This window comes from Blautia difficilis, from assembly GCF_014297245.1.
GTDB lineage: Bacteria > Bacillota > Clostridia > Lachnospirales > Lachnospiraceae > Blautia_A > Blautia_A difficilis.
Window position 1 is genome coordinate 1 of record NZ_JACOQG010000039.1, and the last position, 16,133, is coordinate 16,133.

The 16,133-nt window shown below is 39.7% G+C and carries 15 protein-coding genes and 1 pseudogene; 14 read left to right on the forward strand and 2 right to left on the reverse strand.

Annotation, left to right across the window (positions count from 1 at the left end; translation table 11 throughout):
- Positions 1 to 211 precede the first annotated feature (211 nt).
- The 7 genes and pseudogenes from H8Z82_RS15385 to H8Z82_RS15415 form a co-directional block, all read left to right on the forward strand.
- Positions 212 to 835: pseudogene (locus tag H8Z82_RS15385) on the forward strand (LysR family transcriptional regulator substrate-binding protein); the annotation flags it as partial.
- A 116-nt stretch (positions 836 to 951) separates the two neighbouring features.
- A complete protein-coding gene (locus tag H8Z82_RS15390; RefSeq protein ID WP_019161020.1) occupies positions 952 to 1,425 on the forward strand; it encodes a flavodoxin in 474 nt (157 codons plus the stop codon).
- A 14-nt stretch (positions 1,426 to 1,439) separates the two neighbouring features.
- Positions 1,440 to 2,207 (forward strand): carboxymuconolactone decarboxylase family protein, encoded by a 768-nt coding sequence (locus tag H8Z82_RS15395; RefSeq protein ID WP_186995596.1) that lies wholly within the window; start codon positions 1,440 to 1,442, stop codon positions 2,205 to 2,207.
- Between the two features lie 10 nt (positions 2,208 to 2,217).
- Complete coding sequence (locus tag H8Z82_RS15400; RefSeq protein ID WP_019161022.1) at positions 2,218 to 3,222, forward strand: aldo/keto reductase; 1,005 nt, start codon at positions 2,218 to 2,220, stop codon at positions 3,220 to 3,222.
- Positions 3,223 to 3,528: 306 nt separating this feature from the next.
- Complete coding sequence (locus H8Z82_RS15405) at positions 3,529 to 4,212, forward strand: response regulator transcription factor (RefSeq protein ID WP_186995597.1); 684 nt, start codon at positions 3,529 to 3,531, stop codon at positions 4,210 to 4,212.
- A complete protein-coding gene (locus H8Z82_RS15410) occupies positions 4,196 to 5,755 on the forward strand; it encodes a sensor histidine kinase (RefSeq protein ID WP_186995598.1) in 1,560 nt (519 codons plus the stop codon). The genes H8Z82_RS15405 and H8Z82_RS15410 overlap by 17 nt, the downstream gene beginning before the upstream one ends.
- Before the next feature lie 94 nt (positions 5,756 to 5,849).
- Positions 5,850 to 6,782, forward strand: coding sequence for a hypothetical protein (locus H8Z82_RS15415; RefSeq protein ID WP_186995599.1), 933 nt, complete (start codon positions 5,850 to 5,852; stop codon positions 6,780 to 6,782).
- A 239-nt stretch (positions 6,783 to 7,021) separates the two neighbouring features.
- Here the strand turns inward: H8Z82_RS15415 and H8Z82_RS15420 are convergent, their stop codons facing one another.
- Positions 7,022 to 8,131, reverse strand: a complete 1,110-nt coding sequence (locus H8Z82_RS15420) for a linear amide C-N hydrolase (RefSeq protein WP_186995600.1) — start codon at positions 8,129 to 8,131, stop codon at positions 7,022 to 7,024.
- 175 nt (positions 8,132 to 8,306) lie between these two features.
- Between H8Z82_RS15420 and H8Z82_RS15425 the strand changes: the two genes are divergently transcribed.
- The 6 genes from H8Z82_RS15425 (at position 8,307) to H8Z82_RS18105 (ending at position 14,035) form a co-directional block, all read left to right on the forward strand.
- Positions 8,307 to 8,690, forward strand: a complete 384-nt coding sequence (locus H8Z82_RS15425; RefSeq protein ID WP_243176498.1) for a helix-turn-helix domain-containing protein — start codon at positions 8,307 to 8,309, stop codon at positions 8,688 to 8,690.
- Between the two features lie 73 nt (positions 8,691 to 8,763).
- Positions 8,764 to 9,432: a response regulator transcription factor gene (locus H8Z82_RS15430; protein WP_186995602.1), complete on the forward strand. Its 669-nt coding sequence runs from the start codon at positions 8,764 to 8,766 to the stop codon at positions 9,430 to 9,432.
- Between the two features lie 28 nt (positions 9,433 to 9,460).
- The gene (locus H8Z82_RS15435; protein WP_186995603.1) at positions 9,461 to 10,513 is read left to right on the forward strand and encodes a sensor histidine kinase; all 1,053 of its coding nucleotides are present in this window, start codon (positions 9,461 to 9,463) and stop codon (positions 10,511 to 10,513) included.
- Between the two features lie 120 nt (positions 10,514 to 10,633).
- Positions 10,634 to 11,401 (forward strand): ABC transporter ATP-binding protein, encoded by a 768-nt coding sequence (locus tag H8Z82_RS15440; RefSeq protein ID WP_117676781.1) that lies wholly within the window; start codon positions 10,634 to 10,636, stop codon positions 11,399 to 11,401.
- Entirely contained in the window at positions 11,394 to 13,415 is a 2,022-nt protein-coding gene (locus H8Z82_RS15445; protein ID WP_186995604.1) for an FtsX-like permease family protein, read from the forward strand. Before H8Z82_RS15440 ends, H8Z82_RS15445 begins: the two co-directional genes overlap by 8 nt.
- 119 nt (positions 13,416 to 13,534) lie before the next feature.
- On the forward strand, positions 13,535 to 14,035 hold the full coding sequence (locus H8Z82_RS18105) for a hypothetical protein (RefSeq protein ID WP_330608002.1): 501 nt from the start codon (positions 13,535 to 13,537) through the stop codon (positions 14,033 to 14,035).
- A 43-nt stretch (positions 14,036 to 14,078) separates the two neighbouring features.
- On the opposite strand, the gene H8Z82_RS15455 is transcribed toward H8Z82_RS18105, so the two are convergent.
- Positions 14,079 to 15,404, reverse strand: a complete 1,326-nt coding sequence (locus H8Z82_RS15455) for an MATE family efflux transporter (protein WP_186995605.1) — start codon at positions 15,402 to 15,404, stop codon at positions 14,079 to 14,081.
- Positions 15,405 to 15,516: 112 nt separating this feature from the next.
- Here H8Z82_RS15455 and H8Z82_RS15460 point away from each other — a divergent pair.
- Positions 15,517 to 16,133 (forward strand): MerR family transcriptional regulator (locus tag H8Z82_RS15460; protein ID WP_186995606.1); only part of this gene is annotated, 617 nt, incomplete at its 3' end.

Genomic DNA, 16,133 nt, shown 5'->3' on the forward strand with positions numbered 1-16,133 from the left:
TATGCAGATCTAAGGGAACTCAGTTCTGAGATGGGACTCTTAATGGCTGCATAGATGCAGGCAGATATACAGCGGACTACCTGTAATGTGGGGACCTGCCATATCTGGCATGGGAAAAAGCGCATATCTGCGCAAACCTAAGTTACAGGCGTATCCGCCGATATTTAGTCTGACGCCTAAAGCGTCTGGAAGCACGTGACTTCAGTCATGTGAGGATATAATTCACGGTACGATCACAATTGGATGCGGTGAATTTGCGGCAGTAGAAAGATTGGCTGAAATTTGCAAGATATACAAGCAAAAATATCCAATGGTGCAGATTGCTTTACATACGGCAACAGCAGATTCGGTATATGATATGATGAATCAGGGGTTAGTGGATATTGGATTGTTTATGGAACCGGTCAATACAGAAGGACTGGACTATATCAGGATTCTGGACAGTGATCATTGGGTTGTTGGGATGAAGCCAGATGATCCATTAGCATGTAAAGAGTATGTTACAAAAGATGATCTCATAGATAAACCACTTATACTTCCCACAAGACGAAATGTGCAGAGTGAACTTGCCAATTGGTTTGGAAAGGATTTTAATAAGCTTCATATTTCGTTTATCAGCAATCTTGGAACGAATGCCGGTGTTATGGCAGCTCATGGACTAGGATATCCGGTTTCAATAGCAGGTGCTACAAAATATTGGAGAGAGGATTTGCTTGTACATAGAAGGCTGTATCCTGAAATAGCTGCAAGTACAGTAATTGCATGGAGAAGAAATATCCCTTATTCATTGGCAATGAATAAGTTTATAGATGAAATCAATGCCTTTAAGGCATAATAAATGATTTGATATAGGTATTAGACATGATATAATAACGAAGATTATAATAAATGTGTAAGGTATGAATGAAAAATACTTTACACATTTTTGTTTGCAAATAAGGAGGATTACCTATGGGAAAAAGATTAGTTGCATTTTTTAGTGCCAGTGGAACAACAAAAAGAGTTGCAGAGATGATTGCGTCAGCGGTGGACGCAGATATGTATGAGATCATGCCTAAACAGCCATATTCAAAGGCAGATTTAAACTGGATGGATAAAAAGTCCAGAAGCAGTGTGGAGATGAGTGACAAAAAGTTCAGACCAGAAATATCCGATATAGATGTATCGGTTGAGCAGTATGATGAGATTATCTTAGGCTTTCCGATTTGGTGGTATGTAGCACCTACAATTATGAATACGTTTTTGGAAAGCTATAATTTTTCAGGCAAAAAGATTGTGTTGTTTGCAACCTCTGGTGGAAGCGGATTTGGAAATACCGTAAGTGAGCTTAAACTGTCAGCACCTGATGCAGTGATAATAGAAGGTAAAGTATTTCATAAAGCTGAAAAGCGTGAAATTGCAGAGTGGGTAAGAAGTATTTTGTAAGGAAGGTGAATGGGATGAAGAAGATTATACAGACAGCCGGGAGAAACGCACTCACTGATTTTTCACCGGAATTTGCGCATTTTAATGATGATATTCTTTTCGGTGAGAACTGGAATAATCAGGATATTGACCTTAAAACCAGAAGTATTATAACGGTGGTTGCATTAATGTCTTCCGGGATAACAGATTCCTCTTTAATCTATCATTTACAGAACGCAAAGGCACATGGTGTGACACAAAAGGAAATTGCAGCAATTATCACTCACGTTGCTTTTTATGTCGGCTGGCCAAAAGGCTGGGCAGTTTTTCCTCTGGCAAAGGAGGTATGGCAGCCAGAAGAAGGAGACTTGCCATATGAAGATGCGGCTATGAGAGCACATGCGAAATCAATGTTTTTTCCAATTGGACAGCCAAATGATGCATTTGCAGAATATTTTGTAGGGCAAAGTTATCTGGCTCCGATATCCACAGATCAGATTGGAATTTTCAATGTAACCTTTGAGCCCGGATGCAGAAATAACTGGCATATTCATCATGCAAAAAACGGCGGCGGACAGATTTTAGTATGTGTTGCCGGACGTGGATTTTATCAGGAGGAAGGCAAAGAAGCGGTAGAAATGAAACCAGGTGACTGTATAAACATTCCGGCAGAAGTAAAACACTGGCATGGAGCGGCTCCAGATGAGTGGTTTTCCCATCTGGCAATTGAGGTATCCGGGGTAGACTGTTCCAATGAGTGGTGCGAGGCAGTATCAGAAAAAGAGTATGGTAACTTAAAATAAGGAGTGGACTATGGAATACAGTAAAATTGGGAATACAGATATAGAAGTGTCAAAATTATGTGTGGGCTGTATGAGTTTTGGAAAAGCCGGAACCATGCATGACTGGACACTGGATGAAGCAGAGAGTGAGAAGGTCATTAAGCATGCTCTTGACCTGGGATATAACTTTTTTGACACGTCAAATGGGTATTCTGCTGGAACAAGTGAGCAGTATCTGGGAAAAGCACTGAAGAAAAATATAGCAAGAGATAAAGTAGTGATTGCATCCAAGGTTTATTTTAATGAAGGGCGCTTATCAAGAAAAGCGATCATGAGGGAAATAGATGGGACGTTGTCACGTCTTGGAACTGATTATCTTGATTTATATATCATCCATAGATTTGACTATGATACACCGTTAGAAGAAACTATGGAAGCATTGCATGAACTTGTAAAAGAGGGAAAGGTTCGGGCACTAGGTGCATCTGCGATGTATGGGTACCAGTTTCACAATATGCAGATAGTTGCAAAGGAAAATGGATGGACACCGTTTTCGGCAATGGAGAATCATTATAATTTGCTTTATAGAGAGGATGAGAGGGAATTGATTCCAATCTGTAAGCAGATGAATGTTTCGCTAATGCCCTATAGTCCTCTTGCAGCCGGACACCTGGCAAGACCGCAGTGGAAGTCAGATTCTCTCCGCGGAACTACGGATAGGGTTTCTATGGGAAAATATGATAAGACAGAAACAGAAGATATGAAGATCGTAAAACGCGTAGCGGAACTTGCTGAAAAGTATGACTGCAAAATGTCGCAGATTGCTATTGCATGGCAGTGGGCAAAGGGGATTGTATCGCCGATTATAGGTGCTACAAAAACAAGTTATTTAGATGATGCAGCCGGAGCATTTAATATAAAATTAACTGCCGAGGATATTACATATCTGGAAGAACCATATGTTCCCCATAAGATAATTGGTGCAATTGATAAAAATCCCAAGCAGGGAGTTGTTTTGCTGGATGAAAAGAAATAATAGGAAAAGGAGAAAATGCGATGATTCATAATTATGTTTTGACTATGAAAGGTGAATCGGCAAAAGGATACATCAGCACAATTCCTTCTGTAAGCGGATATTTTAGTGTTCCGATTACTTAGCCAATTATGTTGTAACATCGGAATGATTAAAACGCATTGCCATGAAAAGAAAATGGTTTTATTATAATGACATAGATTTTATGTGTGAAAATAATTCTATATTTTTTGCTAACTCCATCGTAACTCCACATATTTAATGTATAATTGCAGGAAATATTAAACAGAAATTGTGGGGAGTGATTTTATGTATCGAATATTGGTTGTTGAAGATGAGGATGACATTCAGAAAATATTAGAAAACTATTTGATAGATCAAGGATATGCAGTTACACTGGCGTATGATGGTGTGGATGGGATTGCAAAATTTCACAATGGTGAGTTTGATCTTGTGCTGTTGGATGTTATGATGCCGAAGATAGACGGTTTTGGAGTATGTGAATTAATCCGTAGAGAATCGAATGTACCAATTATCATGCTTACGGCATTAGATGAAGAAGCGTATCAGATCAAAGGCTTTGATATGAATGCAGATGATTATGTCACCAAGCCGTTTTCCATACCCATTTTATTGAGAAAAATTGCAGCAATCTTGAGAAGGACACAAAGAGAAGATGAATTGCAGGTGATTTCTTATAAAACGTTAAGCGTGGATGTGAAGGGGCATCATGTTTATGTTTGTAAAGCAGAAAAGGGAGAACAGATAGAGATTGAATTAACACAGAAAGAATTTGAAATGCTATATGTTCTGCTGGTTAACAAAGGAATCGTTTTGACACGCCAGAAACTTCTAAATATGGTATGGGGAGAAGATTATTATGGGGAAGAGCGAATTGTGGATACACATATTAAGAATATCCGCAAAAAGCTGGGAGTAAATCTGATTAGTACAATAAGAGGGGTGGGATACCGGATTGATAAAGAGAATTAAAAACAGTTTGACCATAAATATTTGCATACTGATTGCTGTCTTACTGGCAGCATCCAGTGGAATTACATATGCGGTAATTGTCGGATTCCTTCCAACCTATTATAGTAAACAGCTGCAGAAGGACATTGATTCGGTTTCACAGGAAATGATTGAAACCATTCATTCTTATGAAACGATTAATGAAGCTTCTTATGCCATTGAATTGTTTGAAGCAGGTTCGAAAGTTTCAGTCGTGATTTTGGATGAACAGGGAAATAGGATATGGCCGGCTGAGAGTACAGCCGCGACAGAAGATGTATTGGATAATGGTGTGGCAGAGCAGGTTTATATGGGTGATATGATATTGACACGCGAAAATAGCGCAGAGCAAACCACTATCGCACAGGAAGAAAATGCGGCCTATGAAGAGGGAGTAATCGGCCAGGCGGACGTCGTAACAGAGGACGTCGTTCAACAGGCTGATGGAATTGCAGAAGCCGGAGATAATTCAGCAGTGAAACGGTACAGCGTTACAGTGGGTGGGGAAACATATACAATGATTGTTTCTGGGGGAATGCAGCCAGTCAATCAGGCTCTTGAAATATTATATCAGATACTGCCGTATATCCTTGGAATCGCTATTGTTGTTTCCATATTGTTTGCACTGGGGGCATCCCTTTATTTGACGTTTCCGATCGTCAGGTTAAGTCAACTGGCTCAAAACATGGCTGCGCTTGATTTTGACAGTTCCTATCAGGGGAAAAGAACAGATGAAGTAGGAGTATTAGGCGAAAGCTTGAATGAGCTTTCCAAAAACCTCTCACGAGCATTGGAAGAACTGAAGAGTGCAAATGAAAAGCTTAAGTCGGATATCGAAATGGAACGCAAGATAGAGAAAAAGAGAATTGCATTTTTTTCAGAAGTGTCCCATGAACTGAAAACACCGATCACAATATTGAAAGGGCACTTGTCCGGAATGCTGCAGGGAGTAGGGGAATACAGGGACAGAAATTATTATTTGCAGCGGTCACTGGAAACCACAGAAAAAATGGAAGACATGGTAAAGGAACTTCTGACTGTTTCACGAATCGAGAATAACAAATTTATTACACAAAAGACCGATATAGCAGAACAGCTCCGCCTGCAGATTGCTGATATGGCTGAACTGATAGAAAATAAAAAACTGGAACTGCAAGTGGAGATCCCAGAACATTTGTATGCAGATGTGAATCCGGTGATGATGGACAAAGTTTTTTCTAACCTTCTGCTTAATGCCATCCGTTATACGCCGGAAGAAAAAGGAAATCATATCAGAGTTTTGCTGAAACCGGGAACAGATACCGGGACGGTATATTGCCAGATTGAAAATACCGGGGTGTTTATTCCGGAAGAAGCATTAGTCCATTTGTTTGAAGCATTTTATCGTGTGGAACAGTCCCGTAACCGCCAGACCGGTGGAAGCGGATTGGGTCTTTATATTGTAAAAATGATCTTGGACCAGCATGGAGCAAGCTATCGTATGGGTAATACATGTGATGGGGTTCGTTTTTCCTTTTCTCTATAAATCACACACGAATCACAAATAAACTCCAATTACATTACAAAATTCAATGGTATGGTATGGACATAATAAAAAATGTAAAGGAGTTGGATGTACAATGAAAAGAAAAATTGCAGCTTTATTAATGGGAACTACCTTATCTGTGGCAGTATGCGGCTACAGTGTGCAGGCAATGACTTACGGATATGATATGGGAGGAAAGGTATTTATCTCCGAAGATTCTTCATCTTCCAATCTGACAGAGGAAGAAAAGGAAAAATTATCCGACTGGCATAAGGAAGAAATGCGTAATGAACTTGCTCATCTTGAATGCTACGGTGTTACTTATGATGCAGACAGTGATACACTGTATTATCAGGGGAAAACCGTAAGATGGCTGATTGACCGACAGATTGGGGATACCTATAAGTCAATCCAGATGCCGGAAGGTGAAATTGATGTCTATACGGTAAGGGAAGATGATTACAGATTAACGGGCGTTCGGATTGCTACACAGGAAGAATATGACCAGCGGACAAAGGAGATGGAAGCGTTGGAAGCAGCGGCTGGGAGAGAATCATCTTATGTACAGGAAGCTGTGGACACAGAAACGGGAAGTATTATTCATATGTTTGCTTACGATGAGGAAACAGTAACGGAAGCCAATGATGGGTCAGCAACGGAAACAGCAGTAGTGACAGATGATGTGGTGTCAAATTATGCGGAACAGAAGGATACAGTTGAAAATGCAGTGGAAATAGCAGAGGGTACCTGTGTAGTAGGAGATAATCTTAATTCAGAAATAAAGATTCAGGAATATAAGCAGAATGGCATAGACCTCGATTCTGGGACAGGTAGCTGGATGTGGCATGGAAAAGAAGTTCATTTACTAATGGACGAGGATGGAAGTTATTACCAGAATGGAAGCAAGGAGGCAAAAGATAATAAGATATATCTGATAGTGAAACGGGAAGATGATGGCAAGATTAAAGTTGTGAAACAGATTACAATGGAAGAAGTTATGGCAGAACGTATAGCGCATTTGAATTAGAAATAAGATATAAACGTTTGCGAGGTGAAGCATATTGGGAAAATGTTGATTTTGACATTTGAGTATTTTGGGATGATTTAATGCTTTGGTAAAGTCTTTGGATGGCTAAAAAGCAGCAAAATCGGCAACAGGGAAAAAATCCATGTTGCCGGTTTTGCTTTTTATGTGAAATTACGATTTACTTGCAGAACAATGCAAGTTTTACAATCAATCACCTGTCTTTGTTTTATTTCTGAATTTTAATTAGGAGGTTCAATTTTATTTTGACTTAGATTATAGATCGTTTTATCATCCCAGTTCCGGCGGAGAGCAATCTCGGCAGTCAGATCTGTATTATTATAATTGATTGACCATTGTGTATTACTTGTGATATCAGTAGGACTTGGATCCTGGGAAGATGCCTTTAAAGCATTCCATACGGTAGAATTGGTATGTTCTGTTTCTGTTTCAAAAGTCTTAAGAACAGCATCGTAACGTTCTCTTCCATGTCCGTAGATTCCATTCTTCTGATTCGGAGCAACTTTGTCTTTATACAGGACAAAGAAATTAGTGACAGCTTCAGATCTGGTGTCAACGAGTTCTCGGGTTTCACTGTCGCAATCGTATTCAATGACACGTCCATCACCTGAGGCGTCTGTAATGTAGAAATGATAATCTCTTCCGGAGGAGGCGAACATATCATATTCTTTTAACAGATTTACTGCTTCCTGTGTGGAGGCGGCACGGTCCAACACGAGGCGAATAGCCAGTGTTGTTGCGATTGTTGGCTTGCCGGTATTCTGGAAAACTGGTTCACTGTCCAGAGTAAGTACTGCAATAGAAACACCTTTTTCGTTCATACCATCAAGGCAAATAAAAGGAGAGGTCAAGGTGGCAAGTTTTTTCTTCATGCTTTCATCAGGTGTATTGGCAGAAATATTATCAAGTGCTGCGAAGGCTACAGATTTGTAACCATTTTGGGGAGCACAGTACACAAGCATGGCAGAAGTGTCCAGCTTAAAATCATAATTTCGGCCCATATGAACCTGATTCTGGTTATCTGTCATTGTAAACGCGGTACATCCGAAATCAGGAGCTTTGATCTTGACAGGAAGCAGGGGAAGAGCTTCTTTGATAATTGCATCGATCATACTTTGGTTGTCTGTGATTCCGTAGTCAATGATCTGATCCAGATCATAATCGTATTTGATGTCCATCTGATAAAGGTTGTATCCATCTCCATAAGGAGTGACTTCCTGAATGGAAGAGATTGTGCGGAAACGGGAAAAATAATAGATACAGAAGCTTCCGACAAGGAGAAGGATGATACAAAGAATAATAAGGGAGATTCGTTTTACATGTTTTTTCATAGAGCGTACTCCTATCTTTCATGGGTAGTATTTTGACACTACCAAATGGAAATAAGAAGTTATATAAATGAAAAAACAAAAAGCAATACTTAATTGCGAAAATGTAAAGTTGTATTGCTTGCCCAAATGGCATATCAACTGTATAATACAATCAAACAAAAGGAGGAGGGAGCTTATGAATAAAGTAAAAGATAGTAATCAAAACATTGCAAAGGCAGTTCTTAAGATAAGGCAAGATAACAAGCTTTCTCAGGAACAATTTGCTGAAATGGTAGGAGTAACAAGACAGGCGGTGTCTAGATGGGAAATGGGAGTCTCTGTTCCCAATATTAATACACTTATTCTAATAAGTGAGAAATTTGATATTCCAGTTGATGAAATGTTAAAGTCAGGAGACGTTGTTGAAAAAAATGATAACAATAAAACCCCTTTCAAAAAAGATAGAAATTATAGTATTGTATTTTTAACTATTGGTATTTTAGGACTGATTAGTATACCTTTTGGGGCAGAGTGGCAACAGAAAAAAGGGAGGCGATTTGATGAAAAAACCCGATTTTAACCGAATCAAGTAAGTCCTCTGCTTCAATTGCGGAGAGCAATAAGCAGTAGGTGGAACAGAGGAAAGGATAATTATGTATCGTATTTTTATCGTAGAGGATGATGAGATCATCTCAGAAGTACTGAAAAAGAATCTTTCGTCCTGGGGATATGATGTATCCTGTGCGGAGGATTTTTCCAATATTATACAGGAATTTGTACGCAGAAATCCCCAGCTTGTCCTGCTGGATCTGAAGCTGCCTTTCTATAATGGCTTTCACTGGTGTGAAGAAATACGCAGAATTTCTCAGGTTCCGGTTATCTTTATTTCTTCGGCGGCAGATAACATGAATATGGTTATGGCAATGAGCCGCGGTGCAGATGATTTTATTGCAAAACCGTTTGATATGGATGTACTGACTGCAAAAATTCAGGCGATTCTGCGCCGCGCATATTCCTTTGGAACTCCGGGAAATGTTCTGGAATATAATGGGGTTGTTCTGAGTCCTTCCCGCTGTACCCTGACGTGGAATGGAAACGATATTGATCTTACGAAAAATGAGCTTCGCATTCTGGAAATATTGATGGAGCATGCCGGAAAGGTTGTTTCCAGAGATGCGATTATGACGAAGCTATGGGAGAGCGACAGTTTTATTGATGACAATACGCTGACTGTGAATATTACCCGCCTGCGCAGGAAACTGGAAAAAGAAGGACTGAAAGAATTTATCATTACCAAAAAAGGCCTTGGATATATGGTATAAGGCGACAGTATAAATAAAAGGATTTTTTATGAAACTTTTTCTGGATTATATAAACAAAATTAAATTCTATATCATTCTGCATCTGTTTCCTGTAATGCTTGCAGAAATAATTTTCTTTCTTTATCAGCTGCCGATAGAACCGATGGTGTATGTTACTGTTTTCTGGTTATTAACCGGAATTTGTGCGTGTCTGAACGGATTTTACAGATACAGGAAAAAGGTACAACAGTTGGAACTGATCGCAGCTGCACCGGATATTAATCTTTCGCAGCTGGATTCTCCTGTTGGTCAGGCTGAAAGACTTCAACAGGAAATCATGCAGCAGCTGGATCAGATGCGTATCGATGTGGAGACTGCCAGCCAGAAGTCGTCTGAAGACATGACAGATTATTATACGATGTGGGCACATCAGATCAAAACGCCGATTTTTGCACTGCGTCTTTTGCTTCAGGAGAGTCCTGAGGAAAATAAAGAGAAACTTTCGGAACTTTTTAAAATTGAGCAGTATGTGGAGATGGTTCTTGGCTATCTAAGGACAGAAGATATGTCTTCGGATCTTAAGCTTTCCCACTGTTCTCTTGACCGGATCATACGTGATCAGATTCATAAATATGCAGGAATTTTTGTCTCAAAGAAACTCACACTTACTTATGAAAGTATTTCGCAGGATGTTCTGACGGATGAAAAATGGCTGGGATTTGTGATCGGACAAATTTTATCAAATGCTCTGAAATATACCCGGACCGGAGGAATCCGAATTTATCTGGAGAAAAAATTATCTCTGGATACAGATGATGTAAGTATTTCAGTAGGAAATGATGGCTGCAATAAAGTAGAAAACCTTACCCTGGTCATTGAAGATACCGGAATTGGTATTCGTGCAGAAGATATTCCGCGAATCTTTGAAAAAGGCTACACCGGGGTAAACGGACGGGACGATAACCGCGCAACAGGTATCGGACTGTATCTCAGCAACAAGATTATGCATAAACTGGGACATCGCCTTTATATAACTTCTACGGAAGGAAAAGGAACGAAAGTATTTCTTGAATTTTCGGTTAATGATTTGAACATGTATTAATGGAACACGAAACCTTACAGAAATGTAAGGTTTTTTCATATAATGTAACCTGTTTCGATGGCAGAAGCCGTAAAAAATTCTTATACTTACGGTATCAATTAAAAGAAAGGAGCCCCATTTATGGCTTTGCTTGAAGTTACAAATATCAAAAAAATATACAGTACACGTTTCGGGGGAAACAAGGTACAGGCGCTTTCAAATGTTACATTTTCTGTAGAGGAAGGTGAGTTTGTCGCGATTATGGGGGAATCTGGTTCCGGTAAGACAACCTTGCTGAATATTCTTGCGTCTCTGGATCGTCCGACATCCGGAGAGGTTCTTCTGGAAGGAAAAAATATCGTACACCTTACAGAAAAAGAAATATCAGCATTCAGAAGGAAAAATCTTGGATTTGTTTTTCAGGATTTTAATCTGCTGGATACCTTCAGCCTGAGAGATAATATTTATCTTCCACTTGTTCTTACAGGAGAAGATTATCGTGAGATGGAACAGAAAATCCGTCCGATTGCGCAGGCTCTTAAGATCACAGAAATTCTGGATAAATTTCCATATGAAGTTTCCGGTGGTCAGAAACAACGTGCTGCTGTTGCAAGGGCGTTGATCACGAATCCCAAACTGATTCTTGCGGATGAACCGACGGGCGCACTTGATTCAAAGGCGGCATCAGCACTTCTTTCCGTATTTGGTGAAATCAATGCAGAGGGACAGACAATCCTCATGGTCACACACAGTGCACAGGCAGCCAGCCATGCGTCCAGAGTCCTTTTCATCAAAGACGGAGAAGTTTTTCATCAGATATACAAAGGCAGTAAATCGCGTCAGGAAATGTATCAGATGATTGCTGATACGCTTACGATACTTACGACAGGTGGTGAGCAGCATGCATAAGGGAATCTTTTCCAGACTTGCCAAACAGAATATCCGAAATAACAAAAGCACATATATTCCATACATGATCACCTGTATTTTCTGTATCGCTATGATTTATATGATGGAATTTCTGCGTGACTGCCCGACACTGGATCAGGCAGTGCGTCAGGCGGATGAAGTGCGTATGATCGTGTTTACAGGAGAGATAGTCGTAGAGATCTTCTGTATTATTTTTCTGATCTACAGTAACAGTTTTCTGATGAAGAGAAGGCAGAAAGAGATAGGTCTTTATAATATTCTTGGACTGGAAAGAAATCACATTGGAATCGTAATGTTTCTTGAAACGATCATTACCTCAATAGGTTCACTTGCCGGTGGCATTGCTGCTGGAATTATTGGAAGTAAGCTGGCACTTCTTTTGCTGTTAAAGCTGCTTCATATCCCTTCAGTGCTTGGATTTTATATTTCAGTAAAGGGTATTTTTACCTGTCTGTTCATGTTTGGCATCGTATTTTTGATGATTCTGTTTCTGAACCTTGCGAAAATTCATTTAAGCCGTCCGGTAGAATTACTTCGCGGTAATAATACCGGAGAAAAAGAACCGGCAGCAAAATGGCTTATGGCATTGATTGGTTTTATCTGCCTTGGCGCAGGTTATTACCTTGCGGTTACGACTGAATCTCCAATCAAGGCAATTACGATATTTCTTCTTGCTGTTATTCTTGTTATGGCAGGGACTTATCTGCTTTTTACCGCAGGAAGTATTGTGATTCTGAAATTTCTCCGACGCAGAAAGAGTTTTTATTACAGGACTGGAAATTTTATCAGCATATCGGGAATGCTTTATCGAATGAAGCAGAACGCAATCGGTCTGGCAAGTATCTGTATACTAAGTACAGGTGTTCTGCTTATGATTTCCATGACAGTTTCCATTTATTTCGGAATGAATGATATTATGCTGAATCGCTATCCGTATGATGTTGATATGTCTGTTACCAGCATAAGCGAAGAAGAATGTCAGACCGCAATAGAGGCTTTTGAAAAAACTATTGCGGATAATAAAGTTCCGGTAGAAAAGTCTGTGGAGGAAATCTATCTGGATATCGTATGTAGCAAAAACGGTGATCAGATTCTGATAAAACCAACAAATACTATTCAAAATTCTGATTCAGTACTGGTACTTTCTCTTTTGAATCAGGCAGAATATGAAAGACTTACAGGAATTTCTGCAAATCTCAATGATGGTGAAATTTTTGCATGGTATCCTTCAGCTGTGCAGAAAGATTCAGTTACTGTTGATGAGACAGAATTTACAGTGAAAAAATGGCTGGATAAGAATCCCCTGACCTGTGGCGAAGATGCAGTCAGTGATAATGCAGTGCTGGTTGTTACAGATGAAGATTTTAAGAAATTTGATGAGATGCGTACAGAAATGTATAAAGGAGTTTCTTCTGCTCCTGCGGGAGAGGACCTGACACTTCATCTTGGTCTGGATATTACCGGTTCGGAGACAGATAAGATTGATTTTGGAACCCCGGTAATGGAGGCTGTTAAAGACTTGAAGAAAAACGGAGGCTTGTCAGAAAACTCATGGATAACTTCCGGAATCCGCCAGCAGGAATATGAGTCCTATTATGCGGATAATGGTTCTCTCTTGTTTATCGGAATCTTTCTCGGTTCTCTTTTCCTTATGGGAACAGCTATGATTATTTATTATAAACAGATTTCAGAAGGATATGAAGATCAGAAACGATTTGAGATCATGCAGAAGGTTGGCTTAAGCCGCCGGGAGGTCAGAAGTTCTGTCCGCAGACAGATTCTGATGGTATTTTTCCTCCCGCTGTTAATGGCAATGCTTCATATTACCATGGCATTTCCAATGATCCGCCGGTTACTTTTACTTTTTGGAATGACAAATACGAAGTTATTTATTGGATGTACGGCAGGAACAGTTCTGCTCTTTGCTGTTGTGTATGGATTGATTTATCTTATGACGGCGCGTTCTTATTATCATATTGTAGAGAGAAAATAACTATTCAGCAGTCTGCTGACTGTGAGGAAAACAGTTACAATGAAAATAATATCAGGGTCAGAAGATTTTTAAACCACTCGTGTTTATACGATGAGATTTTGGAAATTTCTGACCCTGATATGGTTGTAAGAATTTTGCAATTAATAAATAGAAATTTTTCAGCCAAAACGAAAGAGAGTATTAATGCTTGTCATCTAACAGCCTGTTTTTTGCAGCCAGAGCATAAATCCGACACAGAGAATCAACTGCAATATAGAGGACATCGGTGTTGCCAGCCCGATATGGAACAGAGAGGTATTCGGCTGGATACTCATAATATAAGATACCGGCACTCTGACGCAGAATGCACCAAGAATTCCCTATATCATAACAAATCTTGTTCTGCCAATTCCATTATAGAATCCGGTGTAGAAGAAGATAGCAGTGAACAGACAGTCAATTGCATAGGCTTTCAGGTGATTTGCGGCAGCTGTGATTACTTCCGAGGCGGAGGAGAAAATACCCGCCAGGATATCTCCGTGGAAGAAGGTAATTACGAACATTACAATACCGACGGTATTCTTTATATAGCGCTACCTGATTTTTGCTTGAAGCCAGGCGGCTATTATGCTGTATTTTGAATGTCATGTGTAAGTTGTGGTTCTTCTATAAAGGAGTCTTATTCTAACAATGAATCGGCCGCAGAAACCATACAGCAACGAGTAATGTCAGAGCTTCTGCCGCAGGAACGGCGAGCCATACTCCAGTCAAACCAAATTTCAAAGGCAGTACAATCAGAAATAAAAGTAATAGCAGGAATGAACGCAAAAATGTGATCAGACCGGAGAAATATCCTTTTCCATATGCCATCATTCGAATTGCAGCAAAAATATTAATTCCTGAAAATAGAAAACCAAGTCCGTAAACTCTCATTCCGGACACTGCAATAGGAAATACAGGGCTGGATGTATCTGCGAAACAGGATACAGCAATTGGAGCAAGAAAGTAGGTCAGTGTATAAATGACGATTGGAGCTACTGTGAAAAAGCGATGAGCATAGCTTTCCAGTTTTCGGCAAATCCTTATTTTTCGGTCGCCATACGCATAACTCAGAAGAGGTGCTATGCCCATAGAAAAACCAAAGTAGACACCGATAAACAAAAACTGCAGATACATGATGATGGAAACTGCGGCGACACCGTCTTCATCGGCAAAGGAGAGTGCAGTGCGGTTAAATACGATGGTTGTAACTGCAATAGCAAGTTGATTGACAAATTCGGATGCACCATTTATCATACAATGCATGGCTTCCCGCAAGGATAAGTTATGCAAGGTAAATGAAAGATACTTTTGTTTATGGATAAAATAATAAATTCCCATAGAAAATGACAATACCAGCCCAAGAATTGTTGCCAGTGCAGCACCATAGATTCCCATTTGCATTTGTGCGACCAGAATATAGTCCAAAACGATATTCAAAATACCACCGGACAGTGCAGTTATAAAGCTATATGTGGGGGCACCGTCCACGCGGATAAAATATGTAAACAGTTCCTTACCGATTACGACGGGAGCTGCCAAAAGCCACCAACGTGTGTATGTTTTACACCCTGCAATTGTCACGGGGGTTGCACCGAGTATGGTCAGAATTGCTGAGAGATTCGTAAGAATCATCAGGGAAACGAGGCATCCAAGCAAAATAGCTGAAAAAGAGCTGACAGAAAAGGAGCGGTCTGCTTCCTTTTTTCTGTTTCCGCCAATGTGCAAAGCTGTGACAGCGCTGCCGCCGGTGGCAAATACAAGTGCAATTCCGGTCAATACATTTACAATAGGATAAACAATGTTAATAGAAGCCAGTGCATTGGTTCCGACATATGTAGAAACAAAAATACCATCAATAATGGTATAGACTGTGTTAAATAATGATGTTAGATATGTCGGAACAATAAATTTTAATAGTTTTGTGAAGCGAACTTCTTTTTCAGAAGCAAAAATTAAAGCATTTTCCATAAAATTTCCTCCCTTGATGGAAGTATAAACCTTAAAGTAGCTTGAAGGTCAATATGAAAAATAGTATAGTGGGTAAATAGTAGTAAGTTTTAAAACCAGGAAGGGAAGAACCATGGATAAAAAATTTCAAATTGGAGAAATAGCCCGTTTTTTTGATATGCCAGCATCTACATTTAGGTATTGGGAGGAGAAGGGGATTTTACATCCCAGAAAGAAAATTGAAAATCAATATCGAGAATATGCAATTGAAGATTTAATGACCATTTCAGATGTCATTTTTTATAAAAATCTTGGGTTAGAGTTAAAGGAAATTCGTGGAATGGATGCCGCAACGCCTGAGCAGCATGGAGAATTGTTTTCAGAGAAACTTTTAGAATTGGAACATCAACAAGAACTGCTTGCACGTCGGATGGAGAAATTACGCTATCATATGATGGCGTTGAAGACATTAGAGGAATTGAAAACACAGGTATATCAAGAGTCTGATATTGATACAGCCTGCATTGTATCGTTTGACTTGATTGAAAGGGACAAGCTGCGTCAGTATATTGAAAATCCATATCTTTATTCACGGGTACAGCATACGCAAACACTTCCACAGGAACAACGAGGGCTTACTATACCAGCGGAAATGAGTTCCTTATTTCCAAAATCCAGTATTCTTTGGCAAAAAAAGGCAGATCGGTATGTAACTTTTTTGCTGAGGGAAGAAGTGACAGAGGGGTTTCC